The sequence below is a fragment of the Bacillus sp. sid0103 genome (assembly GCF_019219025.1).
Window position 1 is genome coordinate 24677 of record NZ_JAHUWN010000044.1, and the last position, 14998, is coordinate 39674.

Annotated in this window: 12 protein-coding genes, 11 tRNA genes and 1 rRNA gene; all 24 read right to left on the minus strand. The window is 41.1% G+C overall.

Annotated elements, in window-relative coordinates:
• Positions 1–97: 97 nt before the first annotated feature.
• Positions 98–2665, minus strand: a complete 2568-nt coding sequence (locus tag KW850_RS30060; RefSeq protein WP_218351351.1) for a DEAD/DEAH box helicase — start codon at positions 2663–2665, stop codon at positions 98–100.
• Positions 2666–2742: 77 nt separating this feature from the next.
• On the minus strand, positions 2743–2934 hold the full coding sequence (locus KW850_RS30065; protein WP_218351352.1) for a YbxH family protein: 192 nt from the start codon (positions 2932–2934) through the stop codon (positions 2743–2745).
• Between the two features lie 162 nt (positions 2935–3096).
• Positions 3097–5766 carry a pyruvate, phosphate dikinase gene (gene ppdK, locus KW850_RS30070; protein ID WP_218351353.1) on the minus strand — a complete coding sequence of 890 codons (2670 nt, stop codon included), beginning with the start codon at positions 5764–5766 and terminating at the stop codon, positions 3097–3099.
• 2 nt (positions 5767–5768) lie between these two features.
• Positions 5769–6584 (minus strand): pyruvate, water dikinase regulatory protein, encoded by an 816-nt coding sequence (locus KW850_RS30075; RefSeq protein WP_218351354.1) that lies wholly within the window; start codon positions 6582–6584, stop codon positions 5769–5771.
• A 17-nt stretch (positions 6585–6601) separates the two neighbouring features.
• The gene (ccpN, locus tag KW850_RS30080) at positions 6602–7243 is read right to left on the minus strand and encodes a transcriptional regulator CcpN (RefSeq protein WP_218351355.1); all 642 of its coding nucleotides are present in this window, start codon (positions 7241–7243) and stop codon (positions 6602–6604) included.
• A gap of 410 nt (positions 7244–7653) precedes the next feature.
• On the minus strand, positions 7654–8448 hold the full coding sequence (locus KW850_RS30085; protein ID WP_218351356.1) for an XdhC family protein: 795 nt from the start codon (positions 8446–8448) through the stop codon (positions 7654–7656).
• A 173-nt stretch (positions 8449–8621) separates the two neighbouring features.
• Positions 8622–9491: an FAD binding domain-containing protein gene (locus KW850_RS30090; RefSeq protein WP_218351357.1), complete on the minus strand. Its 870-nt coding sequence runs from the start codon at positions 9489–9491 to the stop codon at positions 8622–8624.
• Complete coding sequence (locus KW850_RS30095; protein WP_218351358.1) at positions 9476–9952, minus strand: (2Fe-2S)-binding protein; 477 nt, start codon at positions 9950–9952, stop codon at positions 9476–9478. Before KW850_RS30095 ends, KW850_RS30090 begins: the two co-directional genes overlap by 16 nt.
• Positions 9949–12111 (minus strand): xanthine dehydrogenase family protein molybdopterin-binding subunit, encoded by a 2163-nt coding sequence (locus KW850_RS30100; RefSeq protein ID WP_218351359.1) that lies wholly within the window; start codon positions 12109–12111, stop codon positions 9949–9951. The genes KW850_RS30095 and KW850_RS30100 overlap by 4 nt, the downstream gene beginning before the upstream one ends.
• A 327-nt stretch (positions 12112–12438) precedes the next feature.
• Positions 12439–13041, minus strand: coding sequence for a nucleotidyltransferase family protein (locus tag KW850_RS30105; RefSeq protein ID WP_218351360.1), 603 nt, complete (start codon positions 13039–13041; stop codon positions 12439–12441).
• A gap of 24 nt (positions 13042–13065) precedes the next feature.
• Positions 13066–13350 (minus strand): hypothetical protein, encoded by a 285-nt coding sequence (locus tag KW850_RS30110; RefSeq protein WP_256358540.1) that lies wholly within the window; start codon positions 13348–13350, stop codon positions 13066–13068.
• A gap of 57 nt (positions 13351–13407) precedes the next feature.
• Positions 13408–13548, minus strand: a complete 141-nt coding sequence (locus tag KW850_RS30115; RefSeq protein ID WP_218351361.1) for a hypothetical protein — start codon at positions 13546–13548, stop codon at positions 13408–13410.
• Positions 13549–13780: 232 nt separating this feature from the next.
• Positions 13781–13851 (minus strand) — tRNA-Trp (locus KW850_RS30120).
• Between the two features lie 3 nt (positions 13852–13854).
• Positions 13855–13939 (minus strand) — tRNA-Tyr (locus KW850_RS30125).
• Positions 13940–13962: 23 nt separating this feature from the next.
• Positions 13963–14052 (minus strand) — tRNA-Ser (locus KW850_RS30130).
• Between the two features lie 26 nt (positions 14053–14078).
• Positions 14079–14155: transfer RNA gene (locus tag KW850_RS30135), tRNA-Met, on the minus strand.
• 21 nt (positions 14156–14176) lie between these two features.
• Positions 14177–14252 (minus strand) — tRNA-Ala (locus tag KW850_RS30140).
• A gap of 16 nt (positions 14253–14268) precedes the next feature.
• Positions 14269–14345 (minus strand) — tRNA-Pro (locus KW850_RS30145).
• Between the two features lie 7 nt (positions 14346–14352).
• A tRNA-Arg gene (locus KW850_RS30150) sits at positions 14353–14426 on the minus strand.
• A 23-nt stretch (positions 14427–14449) separates the two neighbouring features.
• Positions 14450–14538, minus strand: a tRNA-Leu gene (locus tag KW850_RS30155).
• A 5-nt stretch (positions 14539–14543) separates the two neighbouring features.
• Positions 14544–14618 (minus strand) — tRNA-Gly (locus KW850_RS30160).
• 14 nt (positions 14619–14632) lie between these two features.
• A tRNA-Leu gene (locus tag KW850_RS30165) sits at positions 14633–14717 on the minus strand.
• 21 nt (positions 14718–14738) lie between these two features.
• Positions 14739–14814, minus strand: a tRNA-Thr gene (locus tag KW850_RS30170).
• Between the two features lie 57 nt (positions 14815–14871).
• Positions 14872–14988: ribosomal RNA gene (gene rrf / locus KW850_RS30175) — 5S ribosomal RNA — on the minus strand.
• Positions 14989–14998 lie beyond the last annotated feature (10 nt).

The following is a 14998-nucleotide window of genomic DNA, read 5'->3' on the forward strand; positions in this document are numbered from 1 at the left end:
CATAGGACAAATATTTTAGTTTTATTTTAACATAATTACATTATTTTACATCCAATAGAAAAATAACCCAGGTTCCTCGAACACCGGGTTACAATTATTATTCATCCCTATATCTTCTCGTCTTCGCTGCATAACAGGCCTCACAGGTTGGAAATGAATGGTCCCAAGGCAGTTTCTTGCCGCAGTTTTTACACTTTTTTACGAATTTTTTAATATCTGTTTTCAGACGATCCTGAACTTTATCGCTGACCTCTTCTCTAAGACGTTCCCAATAGATAGCTGTGGTTCGTTCTCCCAATCGATATAAAAATAAGAGATGGAGTCCGATTGCTTTGTAACTTAGTTCTAATTCTTCCAAGCTGCGTTCCTTAACTATGGGTTCAGGGAGTTCTCTCCCTTGGATAATGGCATACATGGTATCTTCCCATTGCCTCGTTAAGATAGGTTCATTTTTTGAAAACGGAAGATGTAAAAAACCATAAAGGTCCATTAAGGACAGCCTTGCTTCAATTTCTGTCCCCGCAATTATTTGATAAAGCGACTTTTCCTCTGCCAGCGAAGCTTTCTTCGTTCCTTTTGGACTTTCAAATTTTCCCCAAAGTTCAAAAAAAGTACCTAAGTCGTGATAATAGCGTTGAAAGCGTTCAAACACTGAATTCGTTGGTGCAATCGCAAAGGTATGAACAGGCTCATCCTCCTGCAAAAGCAAGTTCCGCATTTTTCTGATATCACTCGTAAAAGCCACTTTGCCAATATTGTAAATTCCTTTTCGCCCTGCACGACCGGCAATTTGCTTCACTTCTTGAGATGTCAGCAAGCGGCGTCTTGTTCCATCGAACTTTTCATTTTCTAAAAAAACAATCCGGCGGATCGGCAGGTTTAATCCCATTCCAATCGCATCTGTCGCAACAATGACTTTTGTCTTTCCAGAATTAAATTGCTGAATCTGCTTTTTCCTTGTTTCTGGCGGCATACTTCCGTAGATCATGCTGACGGAATGGCCATCATTTTGCAGTCTGGAAGCCGTTTCGAGCACGCGCCGACGTGAAAAGCAAATCAACGCATCTCCTTTTTTAATGTGTTTAATATGGAACTCCTTCGTTTCGACCTCGAGTGGGGTATCTCGACTGTATTCATGAATTTCAATATCCGAATTGCCCAACAGCTGCAGCAGCATCGTTTTTGAATTTCGACTTCCAATAATATGGACTTCTTCAGCATTGGCTTTCGTAATTGCCTTATACCAGGAGAAACCACGGTCTTTATCGGTAATCATTTGCGCTTCATCGATGACGATTACCTCATAAAACTCTTTTTCATGAAACATTTCCACCGTGCATGACGTATGATTTGCCCCAGACGTAATCTTTTCCTCTTCTCCCGTTTTTAAGGAACACGGCAATCCCTCGGCGTTCAATTTATCAAAAACCTCAAGAGCTAAAAGTCGAAGCGGCGCTAAATATAAGCCGCTATAGGCTTCTTTCATTCTTTCGAGCGCATGATGTGTTTTTCCTGTATTCGTTTCGCCAATATGAAGGACATAGCGGATTTGACGCTTCAGTGAAGGATCGTATTCGGTTGCAAAGATGTCCTTCATCATCTGTTCTTCCGCTTCTCTTTTCCGCTTTAATTCTTCCTGTGCTTCTTTTTCTTTTCGCTCTCGGTCTTCGAGGTCTTTTTCAAATATTTCCTTATGCAGTGTTTCATCGAAGGGAACTTCCGCCAACTTGATTAAATCGGATAGGTATTCAGCTTGGATATCCTCAATAAAATAACCCTCAACATCATAAAGAACCTGTGCAATACTGCCTTTTACGAAGGAAACGGTTAAATTCTCATGAAAAATAGTAAGGAAGTCTGCCTTCAATTCATCCGACAGTTGTTCTAAAATCTTTTCCGGAATAAGTTCCGACAAATAATCACCAATTAAACTTTCATAAACGAAGAAATAGGTTTGGTATTCATAAAGGCTTCTACCCCAATTCATCGTTTTATGGATATCACCTGTTAGTTCTTCAAAAAAGCTGGCAACCGTGGTATAAGCTGACGGATTAAAATGACCTTCATCAATTAATTTTTCTTCAAGCGCAAAGGTATCTACAGATTGGAATTTCACATTATTTTGTAAGTCAGCAACTAATTGTCTTGCCACAAAGTAACGAAGTGACAAATAGAACGATTCATATTGTTCTTCTAAAATCCCAACGGCGGTATCTTCAATTTCACTTCTAATGATCTGCTTTTGTTCTTCGAGCTGTTTTTGTTCTGCTCGTTTAATAAAGTTGACCTTTGCCTCTTGATATTGTTTTTCCCACACATCTTTATTTCCTGAAAATGTTTCAGTAATCCACCCCATTGCATCAAAAGGCCGATACACTCGCATTTCATCTCTAAACAATTTGTTGATCAACTTTCGGTCAATTCCCTGTACTTCAAAACCTTTTTCACTTAAAAATTGTTTCTTCTCATTTCGGGGAACATCGTTAGTCGACTTATTTAGCCAAACATTGATCCAAATTTGCTCAACATAATGGCTCCGATCCGCAAGGTATTTCTCAAAGGATGGCAGTGTTTCCTGCGATTCGAAATAATGGTTAATATCTTCATATACTTTCATTTTTGTATGTTCAATCGCTTGAGGGTAGATAGTGGTTAATTTATTCACGATTTCCCTCCTTTTCTAAAAAATGGTTTGTTTAGTCCATTCTATCAAAAAACAAAAAACCGAACAATTATTCGGCTTTATAGTTGATGTTGATTGCAATACTGATCAACTAGGTCTTCAATTTGGTCCAATTCAGGATACTTACCTGAAAACTGAAAGTGGATTTCTTCAATAAAATTATCTCGATGATAAACATGAATCGCTCCATTTTGGTTAATGACACTAAATTCTGGTACAAAACGATATCCGCTTCGTTCAATAGCACCCATTGATATGAGTCCCCTTTTCCTGTTTTTTTATAGTATAAGCAGAAAATAGCGGACTAATCCCATATAGATGGTTATTTACAATTGGGAAAAAATCAATAATCAGCTTTAATAGAGCCAAAAATAAAAAGAGGATGGTGCATTTTGCACACATCCTCCCTTTCTTTATGCAGTGGTATAAACTTCTGCTTTATTTAGTTCATGACGAATCGTTGCTTGAGCTGCCGCCAATCGTGCGAGTGGTACACGGTATGGGGAACAGCTGACATAATCCAAACCGGTTTTGTAGCAGAAATCAATCGAAGTCTTTTCACCGCCATGCTCACCGCAGATTCCTGTTTTTAAAGAAGGCTTTGTTCCTCGGCCCAATTTAACGCCAGTTTCCACGAGTTTTCCTACGCCTTCTTGATCGAGGACGGCAAATGGATTTTCCGGTAGGACTTTATTTTCAATATAGGCTTGCAAGAACTTTCCTTCGGCATCGTCACGGCTGTAGCCAAAGGTCGTTTGCGTTAAATCATTTGTACCAAAGGAGAAGAAATCGGCTTCCTCCGCAATTTTGTCAGCAGTCAAAGCGGCACGTGGAATTTCAATCATGGTTCCAATCGTGTATTTGAAGTTCTTTCCTGTTTCCTCTTGGACGAGTAAGGCCGCATCAATCACCAATTTGCGCATATCCTTTAACTCATTCACATGCCCGACTAAAGGAATCATAATTTCCGGCTGCACTTCAATTCCTTTTTCAGCGAGCGTGGCAGCTGCATAGAAAATGGCTTTTGCTTGCATCTCATAAATCTCAGGATAAATCATTCCAAGACGGCAGCCACGATGGCCAAGCATTGGATTAAACTCATCTAATTGACGAACTTTTTTCAGCAAATGCTCTTTTTTCTTCAAATCTTGTGATTGCGGATCCAATATTTGAAGTTTTGTCACTTCTACAAGCAATTCTTCTTTATCAGGTAAAAATTCATGTAACGGCGGATCAAGCAAACGGATGGTGACAGGTAATCCCTGCATGGCTTCGAAGATTCCTTCAAAATCTCCTTGCTGCATTGGTAAAAGCTGGTTCAGAGCTTCCATTCGTTCATTATAATTATCAGCAAGAATCATTTTTTGAACAATAGGAATCCGTTTCAGGTCCATGAACATATGTTCCGTACGGCATAATCCAATACCTCCAGCCCCAAATTCGAAGGCTTTTCTTGCATCCTCCGGGTTATCGGCATTTGCCCGGACACCTAATTTACGTTCTTGGTCTGCCCATGCTAACAACAACTGGAATTCATCAGAGAGTTCAGGGTCAATCATTGGAATTTCACCTAGCATGATTTCACCCGTTGAGCCATCAATGGTTATGATATCTCCATAATTAACGAGAGTATCCCCAATTGTAAATTGTTTGGCTTTCAAATCTATTTTCAAGGCTTCACATCCGCAAATACAAGCTTTCCCCATACCGCGCGCAACAACAGCAGCGTGGCTCGTCATCCCGCCACGGCTTGTCAAAATCGCCTGGGATGCTACGATTCCATGGATATCATCAGGTGTTGTTTCCGGACGAACAAGGATTACTTTTTTGCCATCATTGCTTAGCTGTTCGGCTTCATCGGCATCAAATACAACTTGACCTGTGGCAGCACCTGGTGAGGCAGGTAAGCCCTTTGCTAACACTGTTTTAACAAATTTGTCGTCAATACGACGATGGAGCAGTTGATTTAATTGGTCAGGATCGACACGTAACAGCGCAGCCTTTTTATCAATGATCCCTTCCTCGACCATTTCAACGGCAATGCGGATAGCAGCTTGCGCTGTTCTTTTGCCATGACGAGTTTGCAGGATGAATAACTTACCTCGTTCCACTGTGAATTCAATGTCTTGCATTTCTTCATAATGTTGTTCTAGCTTCTGGCAGGTTTCTGTAAACTGCTTATAGACGCCAGGCATCTCCTCTTTTAACGTGGCGATTGGCTGTGGTGTCCGAATCCCAGCTACCACATCTTCTCCTTGTGCATTGATGAGATACTCGCCGTAAAGGACATGCTCACCAGTTGACGGATTTCTAGTGAAGGCGACACCAGTGCCTGAATCGTTCCCCATGTTGCCGAACACCATGCTTTGGATATTTACAGCTGTGCCTAAATGGTCGGCAATTTTATTAAGGCGGCGATAGACAATCGCACGCTGATTATTCCAAGAGTTAAAGACGGCATGGATGGCAAGAAATAGCTGCTCTTTTGGATCCTGAGGAAAATCCTTTCTTGTATGCTTTTTAACGATACCTTTATAGCCGCTAATGACTTCTTTCCAATCATCTGCACTCATTTCCGGGTCTGTAGAATAACCCTTTTGCTCACGGATTTCTTCTAATAATTGTTCGAAATAGTAGGTATCGATATTTAGGACAACATTACTAAACATTTGAATGAAGCGGCGGTATGAATCATATGCAAAGCGCGGATTATTCGTTAAATCTGCCATTCCGACGACAGTTTCATCATTCATTCCAAGATTTAAGATCGTATCCATCATACCTGGCATAGAGAAGACAGAACCAGAACGCACAGAAACGAGCAATGGATTTTTTGGGTCACCCAGTTTTTTACCCATTTTCTCCTCAAGTCGAGCGAGGGCTTCCAATGTTTGGATCTCAACATTGGTTGGAATCGTTTTGCTAGCTTCATAGAATGCATTACAGGCTTGTGTCGAGATTGTAAAACCATAAGGAACGGGTAAACCAATCCGTGTCATTTCCGCCAGATTTGCCCCTTTTCCCCCAAGTAAACCTTTCATATTGCCATTTCCTTCATGAAATAAATAAACGAATTTTTCCATTTTTATAAGCCCCTCTCCTTTTTTAAAACGTCTAATATTAATCCGGCAGTTTCTTCTACTGCTTTATTTGAGACATCAATGACAGGACATCCAACTCGCTTCATTACTTTTTCAGCATGATCAAGTTCATCAAGTATTCGCTTAAAACTTGCATAATTGGCTTGTGAGCCTAACCCCATTGCCTTTAGTCGTTCTTTGCGAATTTCGTTTAGTTTATCTGGTGAAATAATTAATCCAATACAATTTTTGCGGGGTATTTTGAACAATTCTTCAGGCGGTGCCACCTCTGGAACCAGTGGAACATTTGCCACTTTAAAGCGTTTATGTGCTAAGTACATAGATAAAGGTGTCTTTGATGTACGGGAGACTCCAACTAAAACAATATCTGCTTTAGTAATGCCTCTCGGGTCTCGGCCATCATCGTATTTTACGGCAAATTCGATGGCTTCAATTTTACGGAAATATTCTTCATCCAATTTTCTCATTAAGCCTGGGCGGTGGTGTGGCTGTTTGTGAAAGCTCGTTTCGAATGCATTCATCAATGGGCTTAAGAGATCTACAGCTAAGATACCCTCTTCTTCTGCCCGGTGATCTAAATAGTTTTTTAATGATGGGATTACAATCGTATAGGCAATAATAGCAGGCCCTTTTTTCGCCAATAAAATAATATCTTCAATATCTTCAAAGTCATCCACATAGGAATTACGACGAATCTCAACCTGCCCGCCATTAAATTGTGTTGCCACTGCTTTTACCACAAACTCAGCTGTTTCTCCGACTGAGTCCGATACAACATAGACAACTTCTTTCTGTACCAAAATGGCAGCCACTCTCCTTAGTTTGATTTGTTCTCCATGATTTCTAAATATGCCCGCGTGATCGTTGTTTTGGTGATTCGGCCTACTAGCAAATATGTACTTGTATCCTCTTCTACTTCCTTCACAACTGGTAAGGAGTCAATATGATTATGAATCATCTTTTTGGCTGCTTCGAGCAAGGTTTCTTCTGGGTTAATCGTTATAATATTTGGCATTCTCGTCATAATGACACTAACTGGTAATTCATTAAGGTTTTGATTTCCTAGTGATGCTCTGAGCAAATCCTTCCGAGATACCACCCCAGCTAGATGCCCTTTAGGATCCACCGCATAAAGTGTCCCCACATCCTCTAAGAAAAGCTGGACGATTGCATCATAGACCGATGTTGATTTTTCAACGACAATCGGATGGGCCTTATAATCTGATACTTTTTGATGAATGAATTTCTTCGCCTGCTCTTTTGTTTCATAGCTTTCATTAAAAAAGTAACCTACTCTTGGCCTTGCATCTAAGTTCCCTGACATCGTTAAAATAGCGAGGTCGGGTCTTAATGCGGCTCTTGTTAAAGAAAGTTTCTCAGCAATTTCTTTCCCTGTTATTGGTCCGCTTTGCTTAACAATTTCGAGGATTTCATCCTGGCGTTTAGATAACTTAATCATTACCACCACCTTAATCACATTAAATATGATATATTCATTGAGTTTATTATAAATGTGTTATACTTATTTGTATATAGTATATTACATTGAGGCGAAAATCGAAACAATAAGTTTTAATTTTTTTTGACAAAATATAAAACTATTTTTAATAAAGGCTCTGTTAAACTTGCCTGTTGATTATAAACAAGTCAGGGATTAAATTAATCATTAGAATCATCGTTCGTATATATTACAATTATTTGTACATTAGTAACTTTTCTATTATTTTTGATTATGATTACAACAAAAAAGGCTAATGCTTTGATTTTCACAAAGCATTAACCTACAAAGAGTTTTTATCTTTTATTTGATACCAATCTTAGGGGTCGATATACAAAAAAGAACCTACCCCACCCTTTCTTCTTTTCTAGTTATCTATTTAATTGTTTCACTTTCAAAGGCTTGTTTTCCTTGCTTACTTTGATAATTTCACCGATAATACTGATTGCAATTTCTTCTGTTGTTTCCGAGCCAATTTCCAATCCGATGGGAGAATGGACCTGCTCCAGTTGTTCTTTTAAGACACCTTCACTTTTTAATTTTTCAAATATGGTGATGACCTTGCGCTTGCTGGCAACCATCCCAACATAAGCTATTGGAAATTGCAGTGCTGTTTTTAAAACAATATCATCACGATCTTTTGTAACAATAACCACATATGACTTTTCATTTAGGTTGGCTGCCAGTAAGGCCTTTCCAATATCCTCGTTCACAAAAAGGTTGGTCGCATTAGGAAAGCGTTCCTTCGTACAATAACCAACCCGATCATCGACAATGCAATAGGGATATTCAAGGGAATCAGCAAGCTTTGCCAACGCATAGCCTAAATGACCGGCTCCAGCCAAAACGAGTTCAGGCCTGCTTGTATAGACTTCAATAAACACCCGTAACGTTCCACCACAATTCATTTGAATTCCGTCTTTTGCATGTTTATTTAATTTGTATTCAACGATTTTCGATTGACCTATTTGGAGAGCCTTTACACTCTCTTCGATGATATAGTGTTCAGCCAAGCCCCCTCCGACAGTGCCTTCAATCGTACCATCATGATATACAATCATTTTTCCGACATGCCTGGGAGTCGAGCCCTTTGATTCAATAATCATGGCTAGAGCAAAGGTTTCGTTTTGACGCGTCAGCATGGCCACTTTTTCCATCAGCAGCATGAAAAGCTCCCCCCCTTTTTTTAAACATTGGCTATGATAAACTTGCCTGTTGATTTCCACTCCAGGCGCGTGCGGCTCGCGGGGGGTCCGAGGAGCCTCCTCGTCGCTGCGCTCCTGGAACGTAGATCAACAGGGTGTCAAAATCAACAATAAGCTTTAACATAGCCTAAACATTAATTCGGTTGATATTGATTCATGCTAAGAAAATAACGTAAAAGATTTAAGGCGACTGTTTTTCTATATAAAGCAGTGGATCGCTGATCGTCGATTGGTTTAATGATCTTATCAAAGGCTGCCACAACCAGAGAGATGTCTGCGTCTGCTAATGGTATGGTATGACCAAGCAACTTCTTCTCAATATCAATAGAACGAACCATAGTAGGTCCGACAGCCCCGAAGGCAAAGCGCACATCATCGATTCGAGCATCATTGATCCGGATATATCCTGCAAACCCTACTTTGGCAATGGCATCAGCGTTGCGGTTGCCGACTTTCTCGAAAACGACATGAGCACCTTCTTCTAATACGGACGGCAATATGATTTCAGCCAATATTTCATTGTGAAAACGTTGAACCCTTCGTGGACCTTGAATAAAATCGCTAATAGCTACTATACGATCACCATTAACGGAGCGAAGCAAAAGTTTTGCGTTATACACATATAATAATGGCAGTGTGTCACCAGCCGGAGAAGCGTTGCAAATATTCCCGCCTAATGTCCCTCTGTTTCTAATTGCCGGTGCCGCAATCGTTTTGATTGCGTCCTTTAATGGTAATGGGATTAACCGGTCTTCAAGTAATTCGCTATAGGTACAGCAAGCACCGATGTGGAGATCCTTCTGATTTTGATACACCTGCTTTAGTTCAGAAAGATGATCAATAAAAATAATCGATTTTGGGATTTTCGGAGGTACTCCCCTTCGGCTTTTGTGAAGGACCATGACATCAGTGCCACCGGCCATGATGGCACAGTCCTCATTATTCAATTGGCTCAAAGTTTCGTCTAAATGATCGAAGCGATACGCAGTTATTTTTTCTGCCATAAGCCGTCCCCTTTTTTCGCTGCCAGGTTAATCGCATCAACAATCATATTGTAGCCCGTACATCGGCACAGATTTCCGGAAATACCTTCACGGATTTCTTCCTCCGAAGGATGAGGGTTTTTGGATAATAAAGCGGCACTTGCCATGACCATCCCAGGAATGCAGTAACCACATTGCACCCCTCCGGCTATGGAATAGCTCTCATCTAATATCTTAAATTGTTCCGTTTCCATGATTCCTTCTATCGTTTGAACATCGGCTCCCTCAATCGAGCCAATGGGGATTAGGCAGCTGTTTTGCAGGAGGTTATTCACAAAAACACTGCAGGCTCCGCACTCCCCTTCACCGCAGCCTTCCTTCGTCCCGATCAACTCAAACTTATCTCTTATTAAATCTAGCAATCTTACTGTGGCAGGGGCGTCAGTTTCTACAGTTCTCCCATTCAGTGTGAATTTAATCAACCTTCTTCACCTTCTTTCACCCAAAGACTTTCAATAATGACTTCCGGTGTGATCGGAATTTGCCGAAAAGAAGTTTGCAGTGCATCCTCGATCGCCGCTTGGACTGCTGGAGCGCCTCCGATTAACGTCAATTCACCTGCGCCCTTCGCCCCATATGGACCATCCGCATAGGGGTTATCAAAGACCTTGCTTTCGATTGGAACAACGTCCAATGAAGTCGGTGGTCCATAATCCGATATGCTTTTTTGTTGGATCTTGCCTTGCTTTGACGTCATCTTTTCTAAATAACCGTACGCTAACCCTTGAGCCAAACCACCATCAATTTGGCCTTTCATAATCCGTTCATCGATGACCTTCCCCACTTCATAATTGCCGTATACTTTTTCTAGCTTAACATTTCCTGTTAGCGTATCAACTTCCAATTCAACGATATTCACACCCCAAGAATAAGCCGGGTAAGCATCTCCAGTGAAAGTCAACTCGTTCCAAGGAATCATTTCACGATGAACATAATGCTCCACTACATCTTGTTCCACACCTGTTTGCCACTGATCCTTCAGTTTTTTTGCGGCCCGTTCAAGCAATTTTCCGACAATCATCGTCGTCCTGGAGGCTACGGTCGGACCAGAGTCTGGAACCTCTTTTGTATCGGGATACGGATACAAGACTTCTTCGAACGATAGGTCTAGTTCTTTGGCGACAATTTTAGACAGGGTCGTCAAAATGCCTTGTCCCATATCAGAATTTGAGATTTTTAGCGAGACCTGGTCGTCCTTTGATTTAACCAGCTTAACTGTTGCTTTAATATGATCTCTTTCGCCACTGCCTGTAAATCCACAGCCGTGGAGGAACAAGGAAGTTCCAATGCCTTTTTTATAGCGCTGACTTTGTTGATTGAAATGCTGAAACTCCTGTTTTTTCTTTTTGTATTCTGACGAATTGAGAAGGTCCTCAATCATTTCTTCTACTAATATTGGATCGCGGAATATACCTTTGGTGATAGTGGGGTCTCCTTGTTTGACGAGGTATTTTCGTTTATATGCAAGTGGTTCGATGTTTGCCAGTTTACTAAGATGGCCCATATGACTTTCGATTCCGGCAAAGCTTTGTGGAGCACCAAAGCCTCTGAAGGCACCATTCGGAACGGTATTGGTCTTTAAGACATAGCCTTTTGCATGAAAATGCGGAATTTTATAAACACCGGCACTGTTTATTAATGCGCGCTGCAGCACGACAGAACTCAAACCCACATTCGCTCCGCCATCGAGATAGATGTCCACACACAGGCTCAAAATGTTTCCTTCTTGATCTAGGGCCGTTCGATAGTTGAGTTTGGCCGGATGCCTTTTCGTCGTAACCACCATATCCTCAGAACGGTCGAACACAAGCATAACCGATTTTTTGACTGCTCTTGCTGCAACGGCTACGTGACAAGCCATCATCGAAGGAAAGTCTTCTTTGCCGCCAAAACCACCACCGGTAGGGCTTTGAACCACTCTGACTTCATCATCACTACAGGCTAAGGCGCTTAGCAAGGCATTCTTTATATAATAAAGACATTGCATGGATCCCTGGACTTCAATTTCATCATCCTTATAAATGGCGAGCATTCCTTGTGGCTCAAGGTAGACATGCTCCTGATAACCCGTATCATATTCTTCTTCGATGATTCTGTGGGCTCTCTGCTCGATTGCTGAAATGACATCTAAGCTTTCCCCAAACTCATAGTTTGCCATAGTAACCCCGGCTGCAGATTTTTGTTTTATCGCTTCATCCAATGTATAAATAGCCTGATGTTCTTCCAATTCAACCTTCACTTCATTTAACAAACTGTACAGGATATTTAGGTCTTTTCCGACAAGCATGAGGATCGGCTCACCAATATAATTGACCCATTCATTGGCAAAAATGGGCTGATCTTCTTTGATAATTTTTACATAATTCGGTCCGGGGATATGCTCTGCTCCAACCGCTTCATACCCGTCTGGAAGGTATGGTAATTGAATGGATCTGATTTTTCCATAAGCAATTGGCGATCGATACAAAACACCATAAACCATATTTTCTACTTTCACGTCACTAATATAGGGTAGCTGGCCCGATACTTTACCTGTATGGTCCTTCTTGGGCACTGAGGTGCTTATGTCTTTTAGGTTCATTCCAACAACACCCTTCGACTCATTTTTTACATGAGACATACTATAAATAGAAGCCTCTTCCTACGATTTTATAAATCAGAATGATATTTTATGATTAATTTCATTCAAGAATTTTGTTGTTTTAATTATATTTTAATATCGGGAAGCTTTACCTATTTATGTAAGAATACTTGACAAAGTATTTTCATTTAATTTGGTTGTTATTTTCCGCTTCAATCAGCGTCGTTAGAAAAAAACACTAATAAAAAACGCAGCTCCATCCGATCTGCCCGTTTGCACTAAAACAAGCCGATTGAGTTAAGCTGCACCTTATAAATACTTATAAAATTATTTAGAAATACAATCGTGATAATAATGAACTGCTTTTTGGTAATCCTCCGGTGTATCCATGTCCATCAATACTCCCGGATCCTCTACATTTACATACTTCTTTTCATAGCTGTTAAGGACCACACGCAAATTACTTTCTGGATTGGTTTCGAGAATTTTCTGTTTCACTTCACTTGATAATTTGATGGGGTGACCACCTTTATAATGAAAGCTGGGAATAACTACGTTCCCTTTATGTTCTGCTATTAGCTGAACGGTCTCTTTTTTAACAAGCGGACAATCTCCGGGTGTAATATAGAATGTTGGGGCTTTTAATTCGTTACAGCCCTTTTGAATGGAAGAAAACATTCCCTGGTTAAAGTTTTCATTATAAATAACCTTTATCTGAAATGAAAAGGCATTTTTATTGCAGATTTTTGCCACTTCCTCTTGGATAATTTCCGCTTGAAACCCAGCTACGACAATGACTCTGCTGCATAAACCTTCAAATTTAGATATCGTTTGCTCCAACACGCTCACTTGCCCAAGTGGCAAAGTCATTTTAAATGCATTCGCTCGGCTGGAATATCCTGCAGCTAACACAATCGCTTCGATTTTCATCACCTTCTACAATATAAATTTATCTTAATCCTCTATTAGTCTTGTAACTTTATTCCCGCATCGACTACATTCCCCATCCAGAGTAATGCCAAACTTTGTTTCACTAATGGTGTAATTTTCAATTTGAATTGCATCACAACAAATTCCACACCAGACATTTCTCTCTAATGCATTTCGAGTTTCTTTAGGTAATGAAAGCCACTTCTTATTAGCTACAAGCGAAACTACTTTACAACCAAGATCTTGTTCTATGTTTCTTTTGCTTTTAGGTTTTTCCTTGCCTACTTGTTTTTTCATATCTTTATCCATTTTCCCCCCTCCTTTCAATGTCATTTTTCTTTGATAATCCTTATTATATATCATTCTTTAATAGACGATTACCTCACCTGCTTTGAGAATTTCGGACTCATAGAAAAGTTTTAAAGCTTCGTCATAGCTGGTGACCAATGTTGTTTTGGTTGAAATTCGTAATTCATCTTCTGAAAGCATGTTCCTTCTTTTGCTCACTCCTCAACTCACTTTTAGTAATTATTTTGTCGTGCGGTAACAAACGAAAAAAAGCTTCGTACATAATGTACGAAGCTTGATTTAACAGCTTTTATGATACAGATGGTCGGGGTCGAACCGACACTACTCACGGAACACGATTTTGAATCGTGTGCGTTTGCCAATTCAGCCACAGCGGCATAAAAAAAACCCCATAGATTTAACTATGAAATTTTGGCTGTGCATTATTTAACAGGGGCAGTAGGAATCGAACCCACACTGAAGGTTTTGGAGACCTTAGTTCTACCTTTAAACTATGCCCCTAAATGGTGGAGGGGGACGGATTCGAACCGCCGAACCCGGAGGGAGCGGATTTACAGTCCGCCGCGTTTAGCCACTTCGCTACCCCTCCACATATAATAAAAGAAAACAAAAAGGAGGAAGAGGGATTCGAACCCCCGCGCGGTGTTACCCGCCTGTCGGTTTTCAAGACCGATCCCTTCAGCCAAACTTGGGTATTCCTCCATAATAAAATATATAAATTCGTATTTTGGTAGCGGCGGAGGGGATCGAACCCCCGACCTTACGGGTATGAACCGTACGCTCTAGCCAGCTGAGCTACACCGCCATAATAACATTTTAAACATATTGGTGGAGTCTAGGGGGATCGAACCCCTGACCTCCTGCGTGCAAAGCAGGCGCTCTCCCAGCTGAGCTAAGACCCCGTATTATAATAATGAATGGTCGGGAAGACAGGATTCGAACCTGCGACCCCTTGGTCCCAAACCAAGTGCTCTACCAAGCTGAGCTACTTCCCGATAAAAATGCGCCCTGAGAGATTCGAACTCCCGACCTTTTGATTCGTAGTCAAACACTCTATCCAGCTGAGCTAAGGGCGCAAATGAATTTTATTAACTGTAAATGGTGCCGAGGACCGGAATCGAACCGGTACGGTAGTCACCTACCGCAGGATTTTAAGTCCTGTGCGTCTGCCAGTTCCGCCACCCCGGCAATATTGGAGCGGAAGACGGGATTCGAACCCGCGACCCCCACCTTGGCAAGGTGGTGTTCTACCACTGAACTACTTCCGCATATAAAAATTAAATGGTGCGGGTGAAGGGAGTCGAACCCCCACGCCTTGCGGCGCCAGATCCTAAGTCTGGTGCGTCTGCCAATTCCGCCACACCCGCGATTAATTCTAAATATAAAAATGGTGCCGGCGAGAGGACTTGAACCCCCAACCTACTGATTACAAGTCAGTTGCTCTACCAATTGAGCTACCCCGGCATATAGTTTGAGAAAATATTAAGTTTGCGCACGGTGATATTTTTTAGTTAGAAAAAAGCCTGGCAACGTCCTACTCTCACAGGGACGCGTGTCCCAACTACCATCGGCGCTGAGAAGCTTAACTTCCGTGTTCGGTATGGGAACGGGTGTGACCTTCTCGCCATAATTGCCAGACTATTTAATT